The organism is Pseudomonas sp. LBUM1659, assembly GCF_059716045.1.
Genome location: NZ_CP166797.1, coordinates 405,233 through 428,955 on the forward strand (window position 1 = coordinate 405,233; position 23,723 = coordinate 428,955).

Consider the following 23,723-nt stretch of genomic DNA (forward strand, 5'->3'; position numbering starts at 1 on the left):
GGGGACATGATGATGAAGAAGTATCTCTCGATGCTGCTGGTCGGCGTCACGGCGTTGGCTGCAGTCAGCGCGGCGCACGCTGGTGCCATCGATGACGCGGTCAAACGCGGCACGCTGAAAGTCGGCATGGACCCGACCTACATGCCGTTCGAGATGACCAACAAGCGCGGCGAGATCATCGGTTTCGAAGTCGACATCCTCAAAGCCATGTCCAAAGCCATGGGCGTCAAGCTGGAGCTGGTGTCCACCGGCTATGACGGCATCATCCCCGCCCTGATGACCGACAAGTTCGACATGATCGGCAGCGGCATGACCCTGACTCAGGAGCGTAACCTGCGCCTGAACTTCAGCGAGCCGTTCATCGTGGTCGGTCAGACGCTGCTGATCCGCAAGGAGCTGGAAGGCACCATCAAGTCCTATAAAGACCTGAACACTGCCGACTACCGCATCACCTCCAAGCTCGGCACCACCGGCGAGATGGTCGCCAAGAAGCTGATCTCCAAAGCCCAGTACCACGGCTATGACAACGAGCAGGAAGCGGTGCTGGACGTGGTCAACGGCAAGGCTGACGCCTTCATCTATGACGCGCCGTACAACGTCGTGGCAGTGAACAAGGTCGGCGCCGGCAAACTGGTGTTTCTCGACAAGCCGTTCACCTACGAGCCGCTGGCCTTCGGTCTGAAGAAGGGTGACTACGACAGCATCAACTTCATTAACAACTTCTTGCACCAGATCCACGAAGACGGCACCTACGATCGCATCCATGACAAGTGGTTCAAAGACACCGCCTGGCAAAAAGACATGGAATAAGGCTCGGTCAGACAGATAGCGTCGCGCCATTCGCGAGCAAGCCCGCTCCCACATTTGATCGCGTAACCAGCTTGCGATTGGGTCAATGTGGGAGCGCCGGTGCGACGATTCGACTTGCTCGCGAAGGCGGCCTCACTGGCGACAAGAATTTTGGAACCCTCAGACTCAATGAAACAAAAAAAATCCCAATGGCCCTGGCACGTATTAACCGTGCTGGTGCTGATCGGCCTGGCCGGCGCGTTGTATTACGCCACCTCGCTGATGTCCTACGAATGGCGCTGGAACCGCGTGCCGCAGTACTTCGCCTACCACGCCGAAGAATCCCAGCGCGCCGCTGACATCTCAACTGTCAGCGAACTGGTGCGCAAAGGCGATAAAGCTGAAGTCACCCTGCGCAACGACGCGGGCGATGAGCAGCGCGTGACTGTCGACGACAACAGCCTGCAAGTCGTCCAAGGCGATGATGTGGCCGAAGGTGATGTGATTGGCGTGACACGGCATTGGGCCGCCGGTCCACTGCTTTGGGGGCTGTGGACGACGTTGTGGTTGTCCGTGGTATCTGGCGTTCTCGGTCTGTTGATCGGCCTCGTCACTGGGCTGTGCCGGCTGTCGAATAACCCGACCCTGCGCGATCTCTCGACGATCTACGTCGAACTGGTGCGTGGCACACCGCTGCTGGTACAGATTTTCATTTTCTACTTCTTCATCGGCACCGTGATGAACCTGTCCCGGGAATTCGCCGGGATTGCTGCGTTGTCGCTGTTCACTGGCGCCTACGTGGCGGAGATCATCCGTTCCGGCGTGCAGTCCATCGCTCGCGGACAGAACGAAGCGGCGCGTTCGTTGGGTTTGAGCGCTGGTCAGTCGATGCGCCACGTGGTGATGCCGCAAGCCTTGAAGCGAGTATTGCCGCCCTTGGCCGGGCAGTTCATCAGCCTGGTCAAGGACACGTCGCTGGTTTCGGTGATCGCGATTACCGAACTGCTGAAAAGCGGCCGCGAAGTCATCACCACCTCGTTCTCGCCGTTCGAAATCCTGTTCTGCGTGGCCGGGTTGTACTTGTTGATCAACCTGCCGCTGTCGAAAATCGCCAGCCGGCTTGAGCGGAGGCTCGCGCAAAGTGATTGAAGTCCGCGATCTGGTAAAAGTCTTCGACACCCGTGGCCAAGTGGTTCGTGCGGTGGATAACGTCACCACGCAAGTGGCCAAGGGTGAAGTGCTGGTAGTGATTGGCCCGTCCGGTTCCGGCAAGTCGACCTTCCTGCGCTGCCTCAATGGCCTGGAGGAATTCGATTCTGGTTCGGTGAGCATCGACGGCCTGCAACTGGCCGACCCCAAGACCGACGTGAACGCCTACCGCCGCGAAGTCGGCATGGTGTTCCAGCATTTCAACCTGTTCCCGCACATGACCGTGCTGGAAAACCTCTGCCTGGCGCAAAAAGTCGTGCGCAAGCGCGGCAAGAAAGAGCGCGAGGCCAAGGCTTTGGCACTGCTGGAAAAGGTCGGCATTGCACAGAAAGCCAACGAGTTTCCGTCGCGCCTGTCCGGCGGCCAGCAACAGCGCGTGGCGATTGCCCGAGCGTTGGCGATGGAGCCGAAGGTCATGCTGTTCGATGAACCGACTTCGGCCCTGGACCCGGAAATGGTTGGCGAGGTGCTGGACGTGATGAAAACCCTGGCCGTGGAAGGCATGACTATGGTCTGCGTCACCCACGAAATGGGCTTTGCGCGGGAAGTGGCGGATCGGGTGCTGTTCTTTGATCACGGCAAATTGCTGGAAGATGCTTCGCCGGCGGAGTTCTTTGATGCGCCGAAAGATCTGCGGGCGCAGGCCTTCTTGCGCCAGGTTCTCTAGTCGATCGTTCCCACGCGAGCGTGGGAACGATCATGCAGCTGATCAAACCTTGAACCGCCCCACCAGCATTTGCAGATGCGTCCCCAGCCGCGCCAGTTCAATGCTGGACGCTGCCGTCTCTTCACTGGCTGCCGAGGTTTGCTCGGACACATCACGCACGTTCAGCACGCTGCGGTTGATCTCTTCGGCCACCGCCGTTTGCTGCTCGGCTGCGGCAGCAATCTGCTGGTTCATCGACTGAATCGCCGACACGGTGCGGGTGATGCTTTCCAGTGAGCCGCCAGCGCGGCGGGTCAATTCGACGCTGCTGTCGGTCAGGATGCGGCTGTTGTCCATGATCGTGGCGACTTGCTGGGTGCCATTTTGCAAACCGACAATCAGCTCTTCGATTTCTTCGGTGGACTTCTGGGTGCGTTGCGCCAGGCTGCGAACTTCATCGGCCACGACCGCAAAACCCCGCCCGGCCTCACCGGCGCGAGCGGCTTCGATGGCGGCGTTGAGGGCCAGCAGGTTGGTTTGCTGGGCCACGGATTTGATCACATCGAGCACGCTGCCGATCTTGTCGCTTTCGCGTTTCAAATCGCCCATTGCGGCGGTGGAGTTGCCGACTTCCAGGGCCAGGCGCTCGATCTGGGCGATGGCTTCGCCGACCACTTTGTCTCCTTCACGGGCTTGCTGATCGGCGGCGACAGCGGCTTCGGAGGCTTCTTCGGCATTGCGCGCGACTTCTTGCACGGTCGCGGTCATTTCGTTCATCGCGGTCGCTACCTGATCGGTCTCGACTTTCTGGCTGTTGACCCCGGCACTGGTTTGCTCGGTGACCGCCGACAACTCTTCAGCGGCGCTGGCGATTTGCGTGACGCCGTCGCTGATACCGCCGATCAGTTCGCGCAGGCCCAAGGTCATGCTCTGCATGGCGCGCTGGAGTTGGCCGAGTTCGTCGCGACGTTTGGAGGTCAGGTTGTGAGTCAGGTCACCGGCTGCCACGCGTTCAGCCACTTTAAGGGTCTGGGTCAGCGGGATGACGATCTGACGAGTGATCGCCCAGGCAGCGATCATGCCGAAGGCCAAGGCCAGGGCGGTGGCCATCAACAACATGTTTTTGGCGTGCGCGGCATCGGTATCGCGCACGACGGTTTGCGAAGTTGTGAGCTTTTTGCTGGCGCCGAGCAAGATTTCGCCTTGCGCGGCCATGCGTTTGAACGCATCGGCGCTAGCGACCTGGGAGTCGCGGAACTGACTGACAGCCGCGCGGTAGGCTTTGAGCGATTCGGTGGCCTGTTGCAGATGGGTGGCGTGTTGTTCCGACAGTTCGGACGGCAGGCTTTCCAGGTTTTTCAGGGCGTTGTCGATGGCGTCCTGCGCGGGTTGCTCGGCTTCTGGCTTGCCGCTGTAGGTGTAACCGCGAACCTGGAAGCGCGCTTGTTGAATCAGTTTGCTCAGTTCGATCACGCTGTTGAATTGCGTAACGCTGTCGCCCTGCAGCATCGATTTTTCGACTTCAGCAACCTTGGCCACGGCATTGTCAGCAGTGGCGCCCAGTTTGCTGCGGGCGTTTTCGCGGTTGGCGCCAGCCTGGGTCAGGGCGATGAAGGCTTGCTTGTACTGACTGACGGCGGCCAGTTGCTGGTCAATCATGGCCACGTCGGCAGGCTGCTCGATCATTTGGCGGGCGGCTTGCAGGCTGGTTTCGAGCTTGCTCAGCATCTCGTTTACGGCGTCAGGGCCTTGCTCGCCACGACGATTTTCGTAGTCCAGACGAGCGATGCGCAGGTCTCTGGCCAGGTCATTGATGCTGGAAATGAAGCCCAACTTATCGCCGCGGCTTGTCACTTCGCTCAGACCGGTCCAGCCGGTGAAGGTGATCAATAAGGTAAACAGCAGCACCAGACCGAAACCGATCCCCAGTTTACGATTGACGCTGACGTTTCCCAGATTCTCGGCTAGCCATTGGTACATGCTGCAACTCCCTGGACCACTGATTTGGTTTTATGGGAACTGTATCGGCAGGCAGTCGGAAATCTGAAGGGATTAGAACAAACGTGCGAGCAGCGCGGTGACGGCGGTTTCGACGCGCAGAATGCGCTCGCCGAGTTGCACCGGTTGCAGGCCGGACTTGCCCAGCAGGTCGATCTCGTAAGGGATCCAGCCACCTTCAGGGCCGATGGCCAGGGTCACCGGTTCGTCCAGGCCTCGGGGGCAGGGCGGGTAATGACCGGGATGGCCGACCAGGCCGAGGGTGCCTTCGGTGATCGCCGGCAGACGGTCCTCAACGAACGGCTTGAAGCGCTTCTCGATAACGATCTCCGGCAGCACACTATCCCGGGCCTGTTCGAGGCCGAGGATCAATTGCTCACGAATCGCCTCGGGCTCCAGAAACGGCGTTTGCCAGAAGCTCTTCTCGACGCGATAGCTGTTCACCAGCACGATACGCGGCACACCCATGGCGGCCACCGTCTGAAACACCCTGCGCAGCATTTTCGGGCGTGGCAGGGCCAGCACCAGGGTCAACGGCAGCTTGGCCGGAGGCGGTTGGTCGAGGGTGACGCGCAGTTCGGCTTCACCGGCGTCCAGGCGCAGTACCTCGGCCGAACCCATCAACCCGCCGATCCTTCCGACGCGCATGCTGTCACCGACTTCGCAGCGGTGGACTTCCTGCATGTGCGTCAACCGGCGATCACGCAGGATCGCTCGGTCGGCTGCAATGAAATCAGCTTCTTCGAGGAGCAGCAGGTTCACGGTTGGGTCGCTGGCGGCTGGTCGTTGTGATCGTCAACCGGTTGATCGTCCGGATGCTCGCCCCGTTTGCTGATCAGGCTGCCAAACAGGATGCCGATCTCGAACAGTAACCACATGGGCACAGCCAGCAGCGTCTGCGAGAAGATGTCCGGCGGCGTCAGGATCATGCCGACCACGAAGCAACCGATGATCACGTAGGGGCGGATTTTCTTCAGGTATTTGACGTCGACCACGCCGATCCACACCAGCAGCACCACGGCCACCGGAATTTCAAACGCCACGCCGAAGGCAAAGAACAGCGTCATGACGAAATCGAGGTAGCTGGTGATGTCGGTCATCATTTCCACACCGGCCGGGGTGGCGGCGGCGAAGAACTTGAAGATGAGCGGAAATACCAGGTAATAGGCGAACGCCATGCCGGCGTAGAACAGCACGATGCTGGACATCAACAACGGTACTGCAATGCGCTTCTCATGCTTGTACAGACCTGGTGCGATGAAGCCCCAGATCTGATGCAGGATCACCGGAATTGCCAGGAACAGCGAAACCATCATGGTCAGCTTCAGTGGCGTCAGGAACGGCGACGACACGTCGGTGGCGATCATCGTCGCGCCAGCTGGCAGGTACTGGCGCAGTGGTGTGGAGACGAAGGTGTAGATCTGCTGGGTAAAGGCAAACAACCCGGCAAAGATGATGAAGACTGCCGCTACACAGCGCAGCAGACGGGTACGCAACTCGGTGAGGTGCGAAACCAGCGGCATGTGCTGGTCGTTTTCGGGGAGAGTAGGGCCTGTCATCGGTCATTTCCTGTGTCGCGCCGAGCCTGTATTTGCGCAGGGCAAGGCGCGAGGAGCGTAGTTTGGCGTTTCAAATAAGTGACGAGTAACGCAGCCCTGCGCAAATACAGGCCGGCCCTCCGGGTTGTGCCTGAAAGCGGGCCAGGCTGCGTTGTAGGCCTTGGAAAGGGAACAACCATTCCCTGTGGCCTACGCCTTGCCTGGTCCGCTTTCAGGCGACAACGCGACACAGGAAATGACCGATGACAGGCCCTTGTCATGGGGCTCGCGGCGGCAGTGTTGGGTCATGAGGGGCCGGCGCTGTCGGCGCGGCGGCAGGCGCAACCGGTTCAACCGGGGTTGCTGAAACAGCGGGCGCAGGTGGCGCTGTCGCTTCAACTGGTGCAGGCGCGGGTGCCGATTCAGTGGCAGCGGCAGGTGCGTGAATCGTCTGCGCCCCCACGTGTTCCACCGGCGTTGGCTCCTGCTGGGTCGGCGAGAAGATTTTCCGCGCCTCCTGCTCCAGCGACAGAATGTGCTCGTTGTGCAGTTGCCGACGAATCTCGTCGGCGCCGATTTCACGTTCAACTTCCTGTTTGATCGCGTTGAAGCTGCGCTTCAAGCGCCCGACCCACAGGCCGGCGGTGCGCGCAGCACCCGGCAGACGCTCGGGGCCCAGCACCAGCAGGGCAACGAGGCCGACGAGCAGCAGTTCAGAGAAGCTGATACCAAACATTAGTCAGTGCTCACACGTCTTTGCGAATCGGCTCTTCGACTTTTTGTGCCTGCACGTCGATGGTGTGCGGCTGGTTCATGGACTGCGTGGTCTGTGGCTGTGCAGGCGGAACCGGTTGGGCCGGGGTCACCGTCGGGTCGGCCGGTTTTTCGTCGTCGTTCATGGCTTTCTTGAAGCCCTTGATCGACTCGCCCACGTCAGTGCCGAGGTTTTTCAGTTTCTTGGTGCCGAATACCAATACGACAACAACCAGGATGACGATCCAGTGTTTCCAGTCAAAAATGCCCATGTTGCTGCTCCTCTCTAATAGTTATTCAGGCGGACGGGCGCGAGGCTTTCTCGGCGTGTCCGGACAGACCGAAACGACGGTCCAGTTCATCAAGTACAGCCTGTGGATGCTGCCCCAGTTGGGCGAGCATGACCATGCTGTGGAACCACAAATCGGCGGTCTCGTAGATCACATCGCTGCAGTCACCGCTGATGGCGGCATCCTTGGCGGCAATGATGGTTTCGACCGACTCTTCGCCGACTTTTTCCAGAATCTTGTTCAAGCCCTTGTGGTACAGGCTGGCGACATACGAGCTGTCGGCGGCGGCGCCTTTGCGCTCTTCCAGCACTTGGGCCAGACGGGTCAGAGTGTCACTCATGGGTGTGTCCTGCGGAGTAGATGGCGTGCGGGTCCTTGAGCACCGGGTCGACGGTTTTCCAGTCGCCGTTCTCGAAGACACGGTAGAAGCAGCTTTGGCGGCCAGTGTGGCAAGCGATGTCGCCCATTTGCTCGACCATCAGGATGATCACGTCGGCGTCACAGTCCAGGCGCATCTCATGCAGGGTTTGCACGTGGCCGGATTCTTCGCCCTTGCGCCACAGCTTGCCACGGGAACGTGACCAGTAAATGGCGCGGTTCTCGGCAGCGGTCAGTTCCAGCGCTTCACGGTTCATCCAGGCCATCATCAGGACGCGCCCGGTCTTGTGATCCTGGGCAATCGCCGGCACCAGGCCGTCAGCGTCCCACTTGATCTCGTCCAGCCAGTTTTTCATCTTCGACTCCGACAGCGGGTTCAACACTTCATTAGTCGAACCCAAGCGTTCGAACAGTGTGCCAGCGACTTGCGTGACTGGCTATCGGCGAACGACCAGATACAAACCGACAGCCATCATGATTCCGGCCGGCCAGTAAGCCAGTTGGTTCAGCGGTCCCCCGGCGGCCAGTATCGCGCCACCGGCCAGATGGGCCGTGCCGAGCAGCCGCAGGAACCAGTCGTCCCGGCGTCGATGCCACGGTGACGGCGTGTCGTAGGCGTGAGGATGGGACATGCGTTCGAGCAGATCACGGGCCATATTGGCCAGATGGGGCAGCTGTTCGAACTGGCTCTGCACGTTACCGAGCAAGGCTTTGGGGCTGACGCGCTCGCGCATCCAGCGTTCAAGGAATGGCTGCGCGGTGTTCCAGAGATCGAGGTCCGGGTACAGCTGACGGCCCAGGCCTTCGATGTTCAACAGGGTTTTTTGCAGCAGCACCAACTGCGGCTGCACTTCCATGTTGAAGCGCCGAGCGGTCTGGAACAGGCGCATCAGTACCTGACCGAAGGAGATATCTTTTAACGGTTTTTCGAAAATCGGCTCGCACACGGTGCGGATCGCCGCTTCGAATTCATTGAGTTTGGTTTCCGCCGGCACCCAGCCCGAATCGATGTGCAATTGCGCCACGCGACGGTAGTCACGCTTGAAGAAGGCGAACAGGTTGCGCGCCAGATAGTCCTGGTCTTCCGGGGTCAGGCTGCCGACGATGCCGCAGTCAATCGCAATGTACTGCGGGCTCCACGGGTTGACGGTGCTGACGAAGATGTTGCCGGGGTGCATGTCGGCGTGGAAAAAACTGTCGCGGAACACCTGGGTGAAGAAGATCTCCACGCCGCGTTCGGCGAGCATTTTCATGTCGGTGCGCTGGTCGGCCAGCGTCGTCAGGTCGGTGACCTGGATGCCGTAGATGCGCTCCATTACCAACACTTTAGGCCGGCACCAGTCCCAATACACTTGCGGCACGTACAGCAGCGGCGAGCCTTCGAAGTTACGCTTCAACTGGCTGGCGTTGGCCGCTTCGCGCAGCAGGTCGAGTTCGTCGTAGATGGTTTTTTCGTAGTCGCTGACCACGTCCACCGGGTGCAGCAGGCGCGCGTCGGCCGAGAGCTTTTCGGCGGCGCGGGCAAGAATGAACAGCCACGCCAGGTCCTGAGCAATGATCGGTTTGAGGCCCGGGCGGATGACCTTGACCACCACTTCTTCGCCGGTTTTCAACTGTGCGGCATGCACCTGTGCCACCGAGGCGGAAGCCAGCGGCTCAACGTCGAAGCGGCTGAACACTTCACTGATCTTTTTGCCGAGCTGGTCTTCGATCAGCTTGACCGACACTTGCGAGTCGAACGGCGGCACGCGGTCCTGCAGCTTCATCAGCTCATCGGCGATGTCTTCCGGCAACAAGTCGCGACGGGTGGACAGAATCTGCCCGAACTTGATGAAAATCGGCCCAAGGTCCTGTAACGCCAGGCGCAATCGTGTACCACGGCTAAGGTCCAGCGTCTTGCGCGGGAACCAGCGCCACGGCAGCGCGTAACGCAATGCCAGCAGAAACCACGGCAGCGGCAGGGCAAACAGCAAGTCATCGAGGCGGTAACGAATCACAACGCGCTGGATGCGCAACAAACGGCGGATGGCAAGCAGCTTCATGCGTTATCGCTTGGGTCGAGGGATCGGGAAAGGCGCTCGAAGCGCGCCTCGAGACGTTCCAGATCGAGTTTGATCTGGCCCAGTTCACTGAAACGGGCTTCGGCTTCGCGCTGACCGACGAGGGTGCGCGACTCTTCTGCCAGGTATTCGCCGAGGTTCTGCCCCAGGCTGGCGAACCCTTGCTGATACCAGCGGGCACGACTGCGCAGGTGACCGCCAACCAGTTGCGTGGCTACGGGCCCCAACCAGCGCGAGAGTTCGTACTCCCAGTCCAGCTCCAGGTCCTGAAGGACCGCCGCGAGTTCCAGCAGCACGCCGCTGTCACCGTCGAGTTCGACTTCAGGGCCATGCAGGACCGAGGTCTTGTCCTTGCTCATCGCCAGTTTCAACAGGCTCGAGGCCGGAGCACGCAACGTGCAGTCGGCGCCGGTTTCCCAATGAGCGGCCAGCATCAGGCCTTCGTCACTGGGCAGGATGAACAGCTGCAACGCCGGGCTGCGACAGTCAATGGCAATCACCCGGCCGCTCAAATGCGCCAGCCGTGGCAGCGCTGTGCTGTCGAGACGCAACACCCGGTTAAGACCGAGTTCAACGCTGGCGAGCAGACCGGCCAGCAACATCAGGGTTTGATGCCACGGTGCAGGGCGACGATGCCTGCCGTCATGTTGTGGTAGGTCACGCGGTCGAAACCGGCCTCGACCATCATCGACTTCAGGGTTTCCTGATTCGGGTGCATGCGGATCGATTCGGCCAGGTAGCGATAGCTTTCCGAGTCGTTGGTGATCAGCTTGCCCATCAGCGGCATGAAGGCGAACGAGTAGGCGTCGTAGGCTTTGGACATCAGCGCGTTGGTCGGCTTGGAGAACTCCAATACCAACAGACGACCGCCAGGCTTGAGTACGCGCAGCATCGAGCGCAGGGCGTCTTCCTTGTGCGTCACGTTGCGCAGGCCGAAGGCGATGGTCACGCAGTCGAAGTGGTTGTCCGGGAACGGCAGTTTTTCAGCATCGGCCTGAACGAATTCGACATTGCCGGCTACACCGAGGTCCAGCAGGCGGTCACGACCGACCTTGAGCATGGATTCGTTGATGTCGGCCAACACCACCTGGCCGGTCGGGCCGACGAGGTGCGAGAACTTTTTGGTCAGGTCGCCCGTACCGCCAGCGATGTCCAAAACGCGATTGCCGGTGCGCACGCCCGAAAGCTCGATCGCGAAACGCTTCCACAAACGGTGCATGCCGCCCGACAGGAGGTCGTTCATCAAGTCGTACTTGGCGGCTACCGAATGGAAAACCTCAGCGACTTTTTCCGCTTTTTGGCTTTCCGGAACGTTTTTGAAACCGAAGTGAGTGGTGGGTTCGGCATCGCTGCCTTTGCGCTGATCAGTCATATCGCTGTCACCAGAAGAGAATGCGGGACATTCTAATCCCCAAGGCATGCTTTGTCTTGGCAAGGCTGAAGGTAAGATGGGCAACCACCGGGACGTTTTGACGCAGTAATGGTCAAGATGCTTCAGGAAAGTATCCATAAAGCAGGAGTCATTTGATGGCCCGTATTAGTGTTGAACGTGCCCACGGCCTGGGCAAGGAAGCGGCTCGCGAGAAGGCCGACAAGCTGGCGCAGAAACTGTCCGATCAATATGGCCTGGAGCCACAGTGGTCCGGCGACACGCTGAACCTCAAGCGTTCCGGTGTGAAAGGCGCGGTGCATGTCAGCGAAGATTCGATCCGCGTCGATGTAGAGTTGGGGCTGATGATGTCGGCCATGAGCGGCATGATCAAATCGGAAATCGAAAAGGCCCTCGATAAAGCGCTCGCCTGACCCTCGCTTTTTTGTAGGAGCAAAGCTTGCTCGCGATGCAGGCACCTCGACATTTCTGTCGCACCGCGTTGATGGCATCGCGAGCAAGCTTTGCTCCTACAGGTTTTTGGCATCAGCGATTTGTGTCAGTTGTTAGGGTGCCGTTTCTAATTTTTCTCCCTACTTTGTGCCTGAGCCCGACACTTGCGCGGGCAGTTCCTCAAACCTTCTGCGCGTGAGGTGCACCATGGCCAAAGTAATTCTGAAGAAAAAAATCGACGCATCGACCACTGCTCTGGGCGACGTTAAATCCTATGCCCGCAAGATCTGGCTGGCAGGCCTGGGTGCCTACACCAAGGTCGGCCAAGAGGGTGGCGAGTACTTTCAAGAGTTGATCAAGGCTGGTCAAACTGTTGAAAAGAAAGGCAAAAAAGTAGTAACCGAAAAACTTGAAGCCGCTAATGCCGAGATCGTTGAAGCCAAGAGCGAAGTGAGTACTTTCAAAGGCAAGGTCGAAGTTCAACTCGACAAGGTCGAGAAGGCTTTTGACTCGCGTGTCGCAAGTGCCTTGAATCGTATCGGCATTCCGTCTAAACATGACGTTGAGACACTCTCTGCTAAGCTCGATGAGCTGACGGCATTGCTCGAACGCGTCGCGCGTAAATCTTAAGGAGAACGGGATGGCTGGTAAAAAGAACACCGAAAAAGAAGGCAGCTCGTGGATTGGGAAAGTCGAAGACTACTCCCGCAAAATCTGGCTGGCTGGTTTAGGTGTGTACTCGAAGATCGACACTGACGGCAGCAAGCTCTTCGATACATTGGTCAAAGACGGCGAGAAAGCCGAGAAGCTCACCAAGAGCGCTGTTGGCAAGAAAGTCGACGCTGCCAAGGATTCTGCTACTTCGGCCAAGTCGCGTATCACTGACGTTAAAGATCGTGCACTGGGCAAATGGGACGAGCTGGAAGGGGCTTTCGACAAGCGTCTGAACAGTGCCATTTCGCGCCTCGGTGTACCGAGCCGCAACGAAGTGAAAGCACTGCACAGCAAGGTCGACACCCTGACCAAGCAAATCGAAAAACTCACCGGTGCCAAGGTTGCGCCTGTTGCGGCGAAAACCGCAGCGGCAAAACCAGCAGCTAAAACTGCTGCCAAGCCACTGGTAAAAGCGGCTGCTAAACCAGCGGCCAAGCCTGCTGCCAAAACTGCCGCAGCCAAGCCAGCGGCCAAACCGGTTGCGGCCAAACCGGCAGCCAAGCCAGCAGCAAAACCTGCTGTCGCGAAGAAGCCAGCGGTGAAAAAACCGGCAGCGCCGAAAGCCGCCGCACCAAAACCAGCAGTGGCTGCTGCCAAACCGGCAACTCCTGCCGCCCCGGTCAGCGCATCGAACTCTGTTACCGCGCCGACCCCTGCTGTAACCCCGACTGTAGCGCCAGCAACGACGCCAACCAGTCAGTCCTGATTTCAGGGCTCAAAAAAACGCCCGGCCTGCAAAGGTCGGGCGTTTTTGTTTGTGCGCGGTTCAATGAACGACGCAGCCCTCTGTAGGAGCCGAGCTTGCTCGCGATGGCGCCATGTCAGCCAATATTAATGTCGACTGACACGATGCCATCGCGAGCAAGCTCGGCTCCCACAGTGGTCATTCATGTGCTTCCAGGTATTGAAGTGCCATCTGCTCAGTCGCGACCTTGATCGGCGGCAACAAGTGCGGCGCCACCAGCATCATGATCTGATACACCACCAGCCTCACCTCACCCTCGCGATCAAGAATCCGCTGGTAGTCCAGCGAGAACAGCAGCGTCATGGTGATCTGTTCCACCAATTGTCCCAACGCCTGGGTGTCGCTGACCAACTGCCCCTGGGCCTTCAACCGCGCGAGCAACGATGCCAGCGTGCGCTTCAACGCATTGAGCAGGTTGCGTATGCCCTTGGCCAGTTTTGGCAGGCGCCCGGCGAGGTTCGACAGGTCCTGGAACAGAAACCGGTAATGCGCCAGACGTTCGACGATCAGGTGCAGGAACAGCCAGTAATCGTCCGGTGTCAGTTCGACATCGGAAGGTGGGTCGAGCAACGGTGCCAGTTCAGACTGAAAGCGTTCGAACAGCCCGAGAATCAGCGGTTCCTTGCCGTGAAAGTGGTAGTAGAGGTTGCCAGGGCTGATGCCCATCTCGTTGGCAACTTCCATGGTGGAGACGTTCGGTTCGCCTTTCTGATTGAACAACTGCAAAGCACATTCGAGAATCCGGTCGCGGGTTTTCATCCAGTCTTCTTAATGGTCGAGTCAGTGCCACGGCCAGTGCCGGCCGTGGGGGTGAACGTCAGCGCACACGCACGTAAGTACCGGGTGCTGCCTCCTGCGGTGGATAGTTCTGATTGCCGAGGGCCATGTGGGTTTCTTTTAGCGCGCCGGAACGTTGCTGAATCCACTCCAGCCATTGCGTCCACCAGCTGCCGTCGACTTGCTTGGCGTCGTAATACCAGGCCCGTGGATCGCTGCTCAATTTCGTACCTTCGACGTAGTTGGCTTTCGGGTTGCTCGGCGGGTTGAGAATGCTCTGCACGTGACCGCTGTTGGACAGCACGAAGCGTCGCTCGCCACCCAGCAGCAGTGTCGAGCGGTACACGGCATCCCACGGTGTGATGTGGTCGTTGATGCCCGCGACGCTGAAACTGTCGACGGTGACTTTCTGCAAGTCGATGGGCGTGCCGCAGACTTCAAGGCCGCCTGGATGGCTCAACGGGTTGTGTTTGAAGAAGTCCAGCAGGTCGCCATGAAAGGCCGCCGGCAGCCGCGTGTTGTCGTTGTTCCAGTAGAGGATGTCGAACGCCGGCGGTTCTTTGCCGAGCAGGTAGTTATTGACGAAATAACTCCAGATCAAGTCGTTGGGGCGCATCCAGGCAAACACCTTGGCCATGTCGCGACCATCCAGCACCCCTTTCTGATAAGACTTGCGTTTGGCCGCCTCAAGGGTTTGTTCGTCGGCGAAAAGCGTTGCCGGGGAGTCCATTTGACTGTCGAGCAAGCTCACCAGATAGGTCGCGCTGGACACTCGACGCAGCTGTCGCTTGGCCTGCAAATGGCCTTGCAGTGCGGCGATGGTCAGCCCGCCGGCGCACGCGCCCATCAGGTTGACCTCGCGCGCACCGGTGATCGCCCGGCAGACATTCATCGCTTCTTCCACGGCTTCAACATACGTGGAAAGCCCCCATTCGCGATGGCGCACATCCGGGTTGCGCCAACTGATCATGAAGGTTTGCAGGCCGTTCTTCAGGGCGAACTGGACGAAGCTGTTATGCGGGCTCAGGTCGAAAATGTAGTACTTGTTGATCTGCGGCGGCACCACCAGCAGTGGTTTGGAATACTGTTTCTCGCTCATCGACTTGTACTGGATCAGTTCCAGCAGCTCGTTGCGAAACACCACGGAACCGCTCGTGGTGGCAACGGTTCTACCTACTTCGAACGCTTGCTTGGTGACTTGCCGGGGCAGGCCGTCGTTGTGCAAGAAGTCGTCGACCAGATGGCTGATACCCCGCACCAGGCTGTTGCCGCCGGAATTGAAGATCTCCTTGATCGCCAGCGGATTGAGCAGGGTGTTGGACGGCGCCACGGCGTCATTGAGCAGGGCAAACGCAAAGTGCGCGCGGGCGCGATCGTCGGGGGACATGGCGCTGCCGTCGATCCAGCTTTTGACCTGCTTCTGCCAGCTCAGGTAAGCCTGCAGGCTGCGGCGATAAAAAGGGTTGAGGCTCCACGCGGGGTCGTTGAAGCGACTGTCCTGCGGATTGGTCGGGTGCAAGGTTTCACCCAACAACACGCGGCCCAACTGACCGCCCAGTTTCAAGGCGTGTCGGGCGCTGTGCACCGGATTACGCAAGCCGTGGGCCGCCACACTGCGCAGGGTCGAAAACAGATCCCGGCCACGCAGGCCGGTAATCGCACTCTGTGCGTTGATGAACGCGGCGGGAGTGGGTAAATGGTCTCTCGCTGGTTTGTCGCGCATGTCTCAACACTCCTTCGTTTCAAGCCAAAAACAAACACACTGAACCCGTTCACCATAGACGCTGTTTTGGGTTGTTGCGCGGCGCGGCGTCCTGCCGGCCCCCAGGCAAAAGCCTGCGTCCTTTAACCGCGTGACGGCGACGGATGTGGATGCGGATGCATCACAGCACGCTGACGTTCTTCTTCGAGGAATTTCATGATGATCGGTGCTACCGCTTCGGCGCGAGTAATCAGGAACAGATGCCCGTCATCGATGATGTGCAACTGGGCATTGGGAATTCGCCAGGCCAGTAAACGCATGTTGATCAGCGGGATCAGCGGATCGTCGTCGCCGGCCAGCACCAGGGTTGGCTGATTGATTTTGTGCAGCCAGTGAATGCTGGTCCAGCCAAAGCCGGCAAACAGTTGCCAGTAATAACCGAGCTTGCCCGCCGAACGGACTTTCGCCGCGTGGCTGGCCGCCAGGGTCGGGTCACGACGGAACGCGCCGCCATAGATCATCGGTGCAATGCGGATCACGTGAGACGGCTGGATGTAGCGCCGTGGGCTGGCCATCATCCATAGCACTTTCGGTTTGCCCGGCACCATCACCGCGCCGGCTGCCGTGGCCGCCAACACGAGTTTCTTGCAACGCTCGGGATAGTCATACGCAAACTGCTGCGCAAGGGCACCGCCCCAGGACACACCAATCACGTTGACTTGTCCGTAGTCGAGGTAGTCGAGCATCCGCGCCGTGAGTTTCGCCAGGCCCGGAAAGCGATAAGGCCGCCTCGGTGTCGACGAGCCGCCGACACCGGGTACGTCGAAAGCAATCACTTCCAGGTCCGGGTCCAGCGCCGCGACGAACGGAAACACCAGCTCCAGGTTGGCGCCGATGCCGTTGAATATCAGCAAGGGCGTCAAGTGAGGCTTGCCGGGGCGTACCGCCGTGCGGAGGGTCTGGCCATCCAGCTCGACGGTACGGAAAATAAACGGTTGCGGCATGCTTCAGGCCTTGTGGGTCACTTTCTCAAATTCATCCTCGATCCCCTGTAGGAGCCGAGCTTGTGTGGTGAGGGGGCTTGCCCCCTCACCACACAAGCTCGGCTCCTACAGGGGATCGAGGTGTGTCAGTTACCGCTCATGGACATAAGTGCCTGGCGCTGCTTCGCCGGCTGTGTAGGTTTTGTTGCCCAGGCTGGCTGGCGCCTTTTTCAACTTGCCCCCACGCTCGGCTTGCCATGCCTGCCAGTGCAGCCACCAGGAATCGGTGTGCTTGGTGGAGTTCTCCTGCCAGTCTTCGGCCTTGACCGGCATTTCGCTGCTGGTCATGTAGCGTGATTTCGGATTGCCCGGCGGGTTCAGAATGCTCTGGATATGCCCGCTGCTCGACAACACGAATTCGACCTTGCCACCAAACAGTTGCGCCGACTTGTAGCAGGACTTCCACGGGGTGATGTGGTCGGTGGTGCCGGCCAGGCAATAGATGTCGGCGGTGACTTGTTTCAGGTCAATCGGCGTACCGCACACTTCCAGTGCATCGGGACGGATCAGTGGATTACTTTTGAACATCTCGATCAGGTCGCCGTGGAACGCTGCCGGCAACCGTGTGGTGTCGTTGTTCCAGAACAGGATGTCGAACACCGGTGGCTCGTTGCCCAGCAGGTAGTTGTTGACCCAGTAGTTCCAGATCAAGTCGTTGGGGCGCATCCAGGCGAAGACTTTCGCCATGTCGCGGCCTTCCAGCACACCGGCCTGATAGGACTGGCGCTTGGCGGATTCCAGGGTTTGCTCGTCGACGAACAAGGCGACGTCGCTTTCCAGGGTGGTATCCAGCACGCTGACCAGCAGCGTCAGGGAGTTGACCTTTTTCTCGCCGAGTGCCGCGTAATGGCCCAGCAGCGCGGTGCAGGTGATGCCACCGGAGCAGGCGCCGAGCATGTTGATGTCTTTGCTGCCCGTAATGGCGCTGACGACATCGACCGCTTCCTTGAGCGCTTCGATGTAGGACGTCAGGCCCCACTCGCGCTGCTCCTTGGTCGGGTTGCGCCAGCTGACGATAAAGGTCTGCAGATTGCTGCGCAGGCAGTGGCGCGCCAGGCTCTTCTCGGGGCTCAGGTCGAATACGTAGAACTTGTTGATCTGTGGCGGCACCACCAGCAGCGGGCGCTCGAACACTTGCTCGGTGCTCGGCTTGTACTGGATCAACTCCAGCACGTCGTTGCGGAACACCACGGCGCCTTCGGTCACTGCCAGGCTCTTGCCGACTTCGAATGCGCCCATGTTGACCTGGCTTGGCATGCCGCCGTTGTGCACCATGTCTTTGGCCAGATGCGAGAGGCCATCTAGCAGGCTTTTGCCGCCGGTTTCGAAGAAGCGTTTGACCGCCGCCGGGTTGGCCGCCGAGTTGGTTGGGGCCATGGCTTCGGTCATGAGGTTGATCACGAAGTGTCCGCGAGCGACATCTTTGGGCGGCAGATTACTGTCGTCGATCCACTCGTGGAGTTCCTTGCGCCACGCCAGGTATGTTTGCAAATAACGCCGATAGAGCGGGTTCTGAGTCCAGGCCGGATCGTTGAAACGACGGTCTTCGGGTGTCGGTTGAAGTGCAGATTTGCCGAACACCACGTTCTTCAGTTCAAGGCCGAAATGAGCGACATGCCTGGCACTGTGAATCGGTTGTTTGATGGCCTGTCTGAGCACCATGCGAGCAGAAGCCAAAAGATCCTTTCCGCGCAGCCCAATGACTGGATTCAGCCCCAAGGTGTTTTCCGAGGCTTGTGATTTCAAGTCATCGTTATTCTTATTACTCATCTACGACGCTCCATTGCCCTGAGACGAGTACCTGGGCTGACTGAGTCGTGAAAAAGTCAATGCCAGGTACTGCTACTCGGGTGACCGATAATTCTGCATCGCTGCTTTTTAGTTCAGAGAGCATTGCAGGGAACTTGCCAGTTCCATTGGTTACCCGAGTTTAATTTTTTTCGCAAGCAGGCCAATCATTGGCCTTTGAGCCGAGCATTCAAACAGATGAAATTAGAAAATGCCTTCTAAAGAGCAAGAGGGCCGATTTAGAGCATCAGCTTGACGATGGATTCGTTCGGGTCGCGGGTTTTTCCGGCGGTTTTTAGCTCGGCAAGATAGTCTTCCCAGAGTGCGTCATAACGTCGCGCCAGTTCGTACAGGTATTCCCAGGTGAACAGGCCGCTGTCGTGGCCGTCGTCGAAGGTCAATTTCAGTGCGTACTGACCGGCCGGTTCTACCTTGGTCAGGCCGACGTTGATCTTGCCAAATTGCAGGATGGGTTTGCCGTGGCCCTGGACCTCGGCGGAGGGAGAGTGCACGCGCAGGAACTCGGCGGGCAGGTGATATTCCTCGCCGGACGCGTATTTCAGCGACAGGGTTTTCGAGGCTTTGTGCAGTTTGATGTCGGTGGGGAGTTGGGTCATGACCTGAAGTCCGTCTGTAGGCGCGTGGTCTGACTCCTACAGGAGCACGGCTTGCCGGCGATGGCGATCTCAATTGCGCCATCGCCAGCAAGCTGTGCTCCTGCAGAGGGTCGCTTGGCTTACAGGATATAACGGGACAGGTCTTCGTTCTGCGCCAATTCGCCCAAGTGGCTGTTGACGTAGTCGGCGTCGATCAGGATCACCTTGCCGTCATGGGTGCTGGCCAGATCACCGGCACTGAACGACACCTCTTCAAGCAAACGTTCAAGCAAGGTGTGCAGGCGACGGGCACCGATGTTCTCGGTCTTCTCGTTGACCTGCCAGGCGATTTCGGCAATGCGCTTGATGCCGCTCGGCTGGAACTCGATGCCCAGGCCTTCGGTTTTCAGCAGCGCGCAATATTGCTCGGTGAGCGAGGCATGCGGCTCGCTGAGAATGCGTTCGAAGTCTTCCGGTGTCAGCGCCTTGAGCTCGACCCGAATCGGCAGACGGCCTTGCAGTTCCGGCACCAGATCGCTTGGCTTGCTCAGGTGGAACGCACCGGAAGCGATGAACAGAATGTGGTCGGTCTTGACCATGCCCAGCTTGGTGTTGACGGTGCAGCCTTCGATCAGCGGCAGCAAATCACGCTGTACGCCTTCACGGGACACGTCGACGCCACCGGAATTACCACGCTTGGCCACCTTGTCGATTTCGTCGATGAACACGATGCCGTGCTGCTCGACCGCTTCCAGCGCCTTGGCCTTCAACTCTTCCTCGTTGACCAGACGACCGGCTTCTTCGTCACGCACCAGTTTCAGCGCTTCCTTGACCTTGAGCTTGCGGCTTTTCTTTTTGCCCTTGCCCATGTTGGCGAACAGGCTCTGCAACTGGTTGGTCATTTCTTCCATGCCCGGTGGCGCGGAGATGTCGACGCCGGCCACTTCGGCGACTTCGATTTCGATCTCCTTGTCATCCAGCTGACCTTCGCGCAGGCGCTTGCGGAACAACTGGCGGGTGTTGGATTCGGCAGACGACGTCGATTCTTCGTTGCTGAAACCCATGCGTGCCGGTGGCAGCAGGGCGTCAAGGATGCGCTCTTCAGCGGCATCTTCGGCGCGGTGGCGCACCTTGGTCATTTCCTGTTCGCGCAGCAGTTTGATCGCAGCGTCAGCCAGGTCACGAATGATCGATTCGACGTCGCGGCCCACATAGCCGACTTCGGTGAACTTGGTCGCTTCGACTTTGATGAACGGCGCGTTGGCGAGTTTGGCCAGGCGACGGGCGATCTCGGTTTTACCGACACCGGTCGGGCCGATCATCAGGATGTTCTTGGGGGTTACTTCAACGCGCAGCTCTTCAGGCAGCTGCATCCGGCGCCAGCGGTTACGTAGCGCGATGGCGACGGCGCGCTTGGCATCGTCCTGGCCGATGATATGGCGATTGAGTTCGTGGACGATTTCACGGGGAGTCATGGACATAGTAATTAGCGGACCTCAAGCAAGAATGAGCCGTGGCGCAATGGCCAACACGGGCTTACTCGGCGCAGTCCTGCTCCTCAATGGTCTGGGTGTGATTGGTGAATACGCAGATGTCAGCGGCGATGCCGAGGGCGGTTTCGACGATTTCCCGGGCCGACAGGTCGGTTTTCTTCAGCAGCGCGCTGGCAGCGGCCTGGGCGTAACCGCCACCGGAACCCATGGCGATCAGGCCTTCTTCGGGTTCGACCACGTCGCCGTTGCCGGTGATGATCAGGGACGCGTCCTTGTTGGCTACCGCGAGCATGGCTTCGAGGCGGCTGAGGGAACGGTCGGTGCGCCATTCTTTGGCGAGTTCGACGGCAGCGCGAACCAGGTGACCTTGGTGTTTCTCAAGCTGGCCTTCGAAACGTTCGAAGAGGGTGAAAGCGTCAGCGGTGGCCCCGGCAAAACCGGCGATAACCTGGCCGTGGTACAGGCGGCGAACTTTCTTCGCGTTGCCTTTCATCACGGTATTGCCCAGAGAAACCTGGCCGTCGCCGCCCATGACGACTTTGCCGTGGCGGCGAACTGAAACGATGGTGGTCAAGGGAGAGTCTCCACGCAGCGGGGCGAAAATGCCTTATGCCAACTCATATGGGGGTGGTGGAGCGTATTTCAACTGTGGGGTGAGGCGAGGGACGAGCGGTTGGCAGCGGGTGATGGATGTGTTGTCGGTAAGGGCGCCTTCGCCGGCAAGCCGGCTCCTACAGGGATTGACGAATATTCTGTAGGAGCTGGCTTGCCAGCGATGAACGATGACGCGGTATCACTGACGGGATCAGCGGCTCTGGCGTTGTTGTAACAACAGGTTGCTAAACCCTGCGCCAGCCAGTTGTTTCTGAGCCGTGGTCAGTTGTTCGCGGTTGCTGAACGGCCCGACCAAAACGCGATACCAGGTCTCATCCTTTACCGTGCCGGACTCAACCGCCACCGCCTGCCCCAGCAGGATGATCTGCGCCCGAACCTTGTCTGCGTCAGTTTGTTTGCGGAACGAACCAGCCTGCAGGAAGAACTTGGTCACTGGCGCCGCTTTCGACACCGGTGGTGCTGGCGGTGGTGTAATCCCGGACAGTGCAGCCTGAGCCCGCGCCGTATCGATTTTCGCCGCTTCGGCGGGCGTCACCGGCGTAGTCGGAATCGCCGGCACTTGTGGCGTCGGCAGGGTTTTCTCCGGCACGGCGTCCGGCGGCACAATCACTTCCGATTCCGGCAGCAGGGTGTAGAAGTCGTACTTCGGCTTCACCGGTTGCGTCGGGCTCGGCGGGGTCTTGTTGGCCTCGGCGATCTTGGTGGCTTTCTGTTGCTGTTCCACCTTCTCGCGCTTGACCGTGTCGCTGCCCTTGCCGGGTTCCAGTTTCATCAGGAAGACGATGAACGCGCCGACCGTCAGGCCGATGGCCATCCACAGCCAGCCCGGAATCGGCTGTTTTGCAGGAGCTTGGTAACGGCTGGCGCCACGCTTGGGTGCAGGTTTTTTCTTGGCAGCCAACTTACATACGCTCCAGAGTTTCCAGACCCAAGAGTTCCAGGCCTTGCTTGAGAGTGCGGCCGGTCAGTGCGGCGAGGCGCAGACGGCTCTGCATTTGCGCCGCAGTGTCGGCGCTGAGGATCGGGCAGTTCTCGTAGAAACTGGAGAACAGGCCGGCCACATCGTACAGGTAGGTGCAGAGGATATGCGGCGTGCCTTTATCGGACACGTTGTTCAGGATTTCACCGAACTGCGCCAGTTTGGCGGCCAACTCGTGTTCGTGTGCCGCTTCCAGCACGATCTGGCCTTCGACTTCCGTGAAGTCCTTGCCCAGTTTGCGGAATACGCCAGCGACGCGGGTGTAGGCGTACAGCAAATACGGCGCGGTGTTGCCTTCGAAGTTCAGCATCAGGTCGAAGTTGAAGCTGTAGTCGCTGGTGCGGTGCTTGGACAGGTCGGCGTATTTCACCGCGCCAATGCCCACCACCTTGGCGATGTTGCGCAACTCGGCTTCCGCCAGCTCCGGGTTCTTGTCCTTCACCAGGGTGTAGGCGCGTTCCTGGGCTTCGGTCAGCAGGTCGATCAGCTTCACGGTGCCGCCATCGCGGGTCTTGAACGGACGGCCATCGGCACCGTTCATGGTGCCGAATCCCATGTGTTCCATGTCCATCGGGTGCGTCACGAAACCGGCCTTGCGCGCCACGGCGAACACTTGCTGGAAGTGCAGGGCCTGACGTTGGTCGACGAAGTACAGCGCGCGATCAGCCTTGAGCTTGCCGCTGCGATAACGCACGGCCGCCAGGTCGGTGGTGGCGTAGAGATAGCCGCCGTCAGCCTTGACGATGATCACCGGCAGCGGGTCGCCGTCTGCGTTCTTGAATTCGTCGAGGAACACGCACTGGGCGCCATTGCTCTCGACCAGCATGCCGGCGGCCTTGAGGTCGTTGACCACATTGATCAGGTCGTCGTTGTAGGCGCTTTCGCCCATCACGTCGGCCATGGTCAGTTTGACGTTCAGCAGTTCGTAGATTTTCTGGCAGTGCGACAGCGAGATGTCTTTGAACTTGGTCCACAGCGCCAGGCAGTCCGGGTCGCCGGCTTGCAGCTTGACCACCAGGCCACGGGCGCGATCAGCAAACTCTTCGGATTCGTCGAAGCGCTGCTTGGCCGCACGGTAGAAGTTTTCCAGGTCCGACAGCTCGTCGCTGGTGATCGGGTTTTCCTGCAGGTACGCCATCAGCATGCCGAACTGGGTGCCCCAGTCGCCCACGTGGTTCTGACGGATCACTTCGTCGCCGAGGAATTCCAGTACTCGCGCGACACCGTCACCGATGATGGTCGAGCGCAAATGGCCGACGTGCATCTCTTTGGCGAGGTTCGGCGCCGACAGGTCGACCACGGTACGCTGCATCGGGCCGGCCTTGCGCACGCCGATGTGTTCGTCGGCGAGTGCGGCGTCAAGGCGAGTGGCCAGGGCCTGGGTGTTCTGGAAGAAGTTCAGGAAGCCCGGACCGGCGATTTCGGTTTTGCTGACGTTTTCATCAACCGGCAGCGCAGCGATGATTTTCTCGGCCAGGTCACGCGGCTTCATGCCGGCCGGTTTGGCCAGCATCATGGCGATGTTGCTGGCGAAGTCACCGTTCTTCTTGTCGCGCGAGTTTTCCACCTGGATCGCCGGCGACAGGCCTTCAGGCAACACACCTTCGTTGACGAGTTGGGTGATGGCTTGTTGGATCAGCTGGCGAATGGTGTCTTTCATGGTGGTCTCTTTCGACCGCAAGCGCGGTACGCGCTTCGATGCGCTGGTGGAAAAACTGGGCATTATCCGTGGCGAAGACGGGCTTGCCAACTATAGCGGGCTGGTTATGGATATGTGGTGACAAATCG

The 23,723-nt window shown here is 59.3% G+C and carries 26 protein-coding genes and 1 pseudogene; 7 read left to right on the forward strand and 20 right to left on the reverse strand.

What is annotated here, in order from left to right; translation table 11 throughout:
- The first annotated feature begins 12 nt into the window (after positions 1-12).
- The 3 genes from ACA048_RS01845 (at position 13) to ACA048_RS01855 (ending at position 2,665) form a co-directional block, all read left to right on the forward strand.
- Positions 13-810: a transporter substrate-binding domain-containing protein gene (locus tag ACA048_RS01845; RefSeq protein ID WP_497629789.1), complete on the forward strand. Its 798-nt coding sequence runs from the start codon at positions 13-15 to the stop codon at positions 808-810.
- Between the two features lie 168 nt (positions 811-978).
- Entirely contained in the window at positions 979-1,938 is a 960-nt protein-coding gene (locus ACA048_RS01850; RefSeq protein WP_497627704.1) for an amino acid ABC transporter permease, read from the forward strand.
- Positions 1,931-2,665 (forward strand): amino acid ABC transporter ATP-binding protein, encoded by a 735-nt coding sequence (locus tag ACA048_RS01855; RefSeq protein WP_497627705.1) that lies wholly within the window; start codon positions 1,931-1,933, stop codon positions 2,663-2,665. Before ACA048_RS01850 ends, ACA048_RS01855 begins: the two co-directional genes overlap by 8 nt.
- A gap of 42 nt (positions 2,666-2,707) precedes the next feature.
- Here ACA048_RS01855 and ACA048_RS01860 read toward each other — a convergent pair whose 3' ends face one another.
- The 11 genes and pseudogenes from ACA048_RS01860 to ubiE all read right to left on the reverse strand — a co-directional run bounded on the left by ACA048_RS01860 (position 2,708) and on the right by ubiE (position 11,033).
- Positions 2,708-3,580: a methyl-accepting chemotaxis protein gene (locus tag ACA048_RS01860; RefSeq protein WP_430539938.1), complete on the reverse strand. Its 873-nt coding sequence runs from the start codon at positions 3,578-3,580 to the stop codon at positions 2,708-2,710.
- Positions 3,566-4,624: pseudogene (locus ACA048_RS01865) on the reverse strand (methyl-accepting chemotaxis protein); the annotation flags it as partial. The pseudogene ACA048_RS01865 and the gene ACA048_RS01860, both read right to left, overlap by 15 nt.
- Positions 4,625-4,696: 72 nt before the next feature.
- Complete coding sequence (locus tag ACA048_RS01870; RefSeq protein ID WP_497627706.1) at positions 4,697-5,404, reverse strand: 16S rRNA (uracil(1498)-N(3))-methyltransferase; 708 nt, start codon at positions 5,402-5,404, stop codon at positions 4,697-4,699.
- A complete protein-coding gene (gene tatC / locus ACA048_RS01875; protein ID WP_310335882.1) occupies positions 5,401-6,201 on the reverse strand; it encodes a twin-arginine translocase subunit TatC in 801 nt (266 codons plus the stop codon). The genes ACA048_RS01870 and tatC overlap by 4 nt, the downstream gene beginning before the upstream one ends.
- Positions 6,202-6,457: 256 nt before the next feature.
- Complete coding sequence (gene tatB / locus ACA048_RS01880; protein WP_497627707.1) at positions 6,458-6,916, reverse strand: Sec-independent protein translocase protein TatB; 459 nt, start codon at positions 6,914-6,916, stop codon at positions 6,458-6,460.
- A 10-nt stretch (positions 6,917-6,926) separates the two neighbouring features.
- Entirely contained in the window at positions 6,927-7,205 is a 279-nt protein-coding gene (locus tag ACA048_RS01885; RefSeq protein WP_497627708.1) for a twin-arginine translocase TatA/TatE family subunit, read from the reverse strand.
- A gap of 25 nt (positions 7,206-7,230) precedes the next feature.
- Complete coding sequence (locus ACA048_RS01890; protein WP_007899279.1) at positions 7,231-7,563, reverse strand: phosphoribosyl-ATP diphosphatase; 333 nt, start codon at positions 7,561-7,563, stop codon at positions 7,231-7,233.
- Complete coding sequence (hisI, locus tag ACA048_RS01895) at positions 7,556-7,957, reverse strand: phosphoribosyl-AMP cyclohydrolase (protein ID WP_223519916.1); 402 nt, start codon at positions 7,955-7,957, stop codon at positions 7,556-7,558. The genes ACA048_RS01890 and hisI overlap by 8 nt, the downstream gene beginning before the upstream one ends.
- 81 nt (positions 7,958-8,038) lie before the next feature.
- Positions 8,039-9,643 carry a ubiquinone biosynthesis regulatory protein kinase UbiB gene (ubiB, locus tag ACA048_RS01900; protein WP_497627709.1) on the reverse strand — a complete coding sequence of 535 codons (1,605 nt, stop codon included), beginning with the start codon at positions 9,641-9,643 and terminating at the stop codon, positions 8,039-8,041.
- Positions 9,640-10,263 (reverse strand): ubiquinone biosynthesis accessory factor UbiJ, encoded by a 624-nt coding sequence (locus ACA048_RS01905; RefSeq protein WP_497627710.1) that lies wholly within the window; start codon positions 10,261-10,263, stop codon positions 9,640-9,642. Before ACA048_RS01905 ends, ubiB begins: the two co-directional genes overlap by 4 nt.
- On the reverse strand, positions 10,263-11,033 hold the full coding sequence (gene ubiE, locus ACA048_RS01910; protein ID WP_007948968.1) for a bifunctional demethylmenaquinone methyltransferase/2-methoxy-6-polyprenyl-1,4-benzoquinol methylase UbiE: 771 nt from the start codon (positions 11,031-11,033) through the stop codon (positions 10,263-10,265). Before ubiE ends, ACA048_RS01905 begins: the two co-directional genes overlap by 1 nt.
- Before the next feature lie 155 nt (positions 11,034-11,188).
- On the opposite strand from ubiE, the gene ACA048_RS01915 reads away from it, so the two are divergent.
- From ACA048_RS01915 to ACA048_RS01925, 3 genes are all read left to right on the forward strand, one after another.
- Complete coding sequence (locus ACA048_RS01915; RefSeq protein WP_452624611.1) at positions 11,189-11,464, forward strand: polyhydroxyalkanoic acid system family protein; 276 nt, start codon at positions 11,189-11,191, stop codon at positions 11,462-11,464.
- Between the two features lie 226 nt (positions 11,465-11,690).
- Positions 11,691-12,113, forward strand: a complete 423-nt coding sequence (locus ACA048_RS01920; RefSeq protein WP_497627711.1) for a phasin family protein — start codon at positions 11,691-11,693, stop codon at positions 12,111-12,113.
- Positions 12,114-12,123: 10 nt separating this feature from the next.
- The gene (locus tag ACA048_RS01925) at positions 12,124-12,903 is read left to right on the forward strand and encodes a phasin family protein (protein ID WP_497627712.1); all 780 of its coding nucleotides are present in this window, start codon (positions 12,124-12,126) and stop codon (positions 12,901-12,903) included.
- Positions 12,904-13,080: 177 nt separating this feature from the next.
- On the opposite strand, the gene ACA048_RS01930 is transcribed toward ACA048_RS01925, so the two are convergent.
- The 9 genes from ACA048_RS01930 to argS form a co-directional block, all read right to left on the reverse strand.
- Positions 13,081-13,701 carry a TetR/AcrR family transcriptional regulator gene (locus ACA048_RS01930; protein WP_452624613.1) on the reverse strand — a complete coding sequence of 207 codons (621 nt, stop codon included), beginning with the start codon at positions 13,699-13,701 and terminating at the stop codon, positions 13,081-13,083.
- Between the two features lie 58 nt (positions 13,702-13,759).
- On the reverse strand, positions 13,760-15,442 hold the full coding sequence (gene phaC / locus ACA048_RS01935) for a class II poly(R)-hydroxyalkanoic acid synthase (protein WP_497627713.1): 1,683 nt from the start codon (positions 15,440-15,442) through the stop codon (positions 13,760-13,762).
- A 122-nt stretch (positions 15,443-15,564) separates the two neighbouring features.
- A complete protein-coding gene (phaZ, locus tag ACA048_RS01940) occupies positions 15,565-16,425 on the reverse strand; it encodes a poly(3-hydroxyalkanoate) depolymerase (RefSeq protein WP_497627714.1) in 861 nt (286 codons plus the stop codon).
- A gap of 129 nt (positions 16,426-16,554) precedes the next feature.
- Positions 16,555-18,234, reverse strand: coding sequence for a class II poly(R)-hydroxyalkanoic acid synthase (gene phaC, locus ACA048_RS01945; protein ID WP_497627715.1), 1,680 nt, complete (start codon positions 18,232-18,234; stop codon positions 16,555-16,557).
- A gap of 257 nt (positions 18,235-18,491) precedes the next feature.
- Positions 18,492-18,869 (reverse strand): gamma-butyrobetaine hydroxylase family protein, encoded by a 378-nt coding sequence (locus ACA048_RS01950; protein ID WP_497627716.1) that lies wholly within the window; start codon positions 18,867-18,869, stop codon positions 18,492-18,494.
- A 119-nt stretch (positions 18,870-18,988) separates the two neighbouring features.
- Positions 18,989-20,329 carry an ATP-dependent protease ATPase subunit HslU gene (gene hslU, locus ACA048_RS01955; protein WP_497627717.1) on the reverse strand — a complete coding sequence of 447 codons (1,341 nt, stop codon included), beginning with the start codon at positions 20,327-20,329 and terminating at the stop codon, positions 18,989-18,991.
- A 55-nt stretch (positions 20,330-20,384) separates the two neighbouring features.
- Positions 20,385-20,915: an ATP-dependent protease subunit HslV gene (hslV, locus tag ACA048_RS01960; RefSeq protein ID WP_046031180.1), complete on the reverse strand. Its 531-nt coding sequence runs from the start codon at positions 20,913-20,915 to the stop codon at positions 20,385-20,387.
- Between the two features lie 231 nt (positions 20,916-21,146).
- Positions 21,147-21,857, reverse strand: a complete 711-nt coding sequence (locus tag ACA048_RS01965; protein WP_489335236.1) for an SPOR domain-containing protein — start codon at positions 21,855-21,857, stop codon at positions 21,147-21,149.
- Between the two features lies 1 nt (position 21,858).
- Positions 21,859-23,595, reverse strand: a complete 1,737-nt coding sequence (argS, locus tag ACA048_RS01970; RefSeq protein WP_497627718.1) for an arginine--tRNA ligase — start codon at positions 23,593-23,595, stop codon at positions 21,859-21,861.
- Here argS and ACA048_RS01975 point away from each other — a divergent pair.
- Positions 23,594-23,716, forward strand: coding sequence for a hypothetical protein (locus ACA048_RS01975; RefSeq protein WP_263288380.1), 123 nt, complete (start codon positions 23,594-23,596; stop codon positions 23,714-23,716). The genes argS and ACA048_RS01975 overlap by 2 nt on opposite strands.
- Positions 23,717-23,723 lie beyond the last annotated feature (7 nt).

Excerpts from the sequence above, each read along its gene's own strand:
- ubiE (WP_007948968.1), bottom strand. The coding sequence starts at position 11,033 with ATGACTGATCAGCGCAAAGGCAGCGATGCCGAACCCACCACTCACTTC.
- hisI (WP_223519916.1), bottom strand. The coding sequence starts at position 7,957 with ATGAAAAACTGGCTGGACGAGATCAAGTGGGACGCTGACGGCCTGGTG.
- ACA048_RS01925 (WP_497627712.1), top strand. The coding sequence starts at position 12,124 with ATGGCTGGTAAAAAGAACACCGAAAAAGAAGGCAGCTCGTGGATTGGG.
- tatC (WP_310335882.1), bottom strand. The coding sequence starts at position 6,201 with ATGACAGGCCCTACTCTCCCCGAAAACGACCAGCACATGCCGCTGGTT.
- phaC (WP_497627713.1), bottom strand. The coding sequence starts at position 15,442 with ATGCGCGACAAACCAGCGAGAGACCATTTACCCACTCCCGCCGCGTTC.
- ACA048_RS01845 (WP_497629789.1), top strand. The coding sequence starts at position 13 with ATGAAGAAGTATCTCTCGATGCTGCTGGTCGGCGTCACGGCGTTGGCT.
- ubiB (WP_497627709.1), bottom strand. The coding sequence starts at position 9,643 with ATGAAGCTGCTTGCCATCCGCCGTTTGTTGCGCATCCAGCGCGTTGTG.
- tatB (WP_497627707.1), bottom strand. The coding sequence starts at position 6,916 with ATGTTTGGTATCAGCTTCTCTGAACTGCTGCTCGTCGGCCTCGTTGCC.
- ACA048_RS01915 (WP_452624611.1), top strand. The coding sequence starts at position 11,189 with ATGGCCCGTATTAGTGTTGAACGTGCCCACGGCCTGGGCAAGGAAGCG.
- phaZ (WP_497627714.1), bottom strand. The coding sequence starts at position 16,425 with ATGCCGCAACCGTTTATTTTCCGTACCGTCGAGCTGGATGGCCAGACC.
- ACA048_RS01890 (WP_007899279.1), bottom strand. The coding sequence starts at position 7,563 with ATGAGTGACACTCTGACCCGTCTGGCCCAAGTGCTGGAAGAGCGCAAA.
- phaC (WP_497627715.1), bottom strand. The coding sequence starts at position 18,234 with ATGAGTAATAAGAATAACGATGACTTGAAATCACAAGCCTCGGAAAAC.
- argS (WP_497627718.1), bottom strand. The coding sequence starts at position 23,595 with ATGAAAGACACCATTCGCCAGCTGATCCAACAAGCCATCACCCAACTC.
- ACA048_RS01950 (WP_497627716.1), bottom strand. The coding sequence starts at position 18,869 with ATGACCCAACTCCCCACCGACATCAAACTGCACAAAGCCTCGAAAACC.
- hslU (WP_497627717.1), bottom strand. The coding sequence starts at position 20,329 with ATGTCCATGACTCCCCGTGAAATCGTCCACGAACTCAATCGCCATATC.
- ACA048_RS01920 (WP_497627711.1), top strand. The coding sequence starts at position 11,691 with ATGGCCAAAGTAATTCTGAAGAAAAAAATCGACGCATCGACCACTGCT.
- ACA048_RS01975 (WP_263288380.1), top strand. The coding sequence starts at position 23,594 with ATGGTGGTCTCTTTCGACCGCAAGCGCGGTACGCGCTTCGATGCGCTG.
- ACA048_RS01850 (WP_497627704.1), top strand. The coding sequence starts at position 979 with ATGAAACAAAAAAAATCCCAATGGCCCTGGCACGTATTAACCGTGCTG.
- ACA048_RS01930 (WP_452624613.1), bottom strand. The coding sequence starts at position 13,701 with ATGAAAACCCGCGACCGGATTCTCGAATGTGCTTTGCAGTTGTTCAAT.
- ACA048_RS01885 (WP_497627708.1), bottom strand. The coding sequence starts at position 7,205 with ATGGGCATTTTTGACTGGAAACACTGGATCGTCATCCTGGTTGTTGTC.
- ACA048_RS01905 (WP_497627710.1), bottom strand. The coding sequence starts at position 10,263 with ATGTTGCTGGCCGGTCTGCTCGCCAGCGTTGAACTCGGTCTTAACCGG.
- ACA048_RS01860 (WP_430539938.1), bottom strand. The coding sequence starts at position 3,580 with ATGCAGAGCATGACCTTGGGCCTGCGCGAACTGATCGGCGGTATCAGC.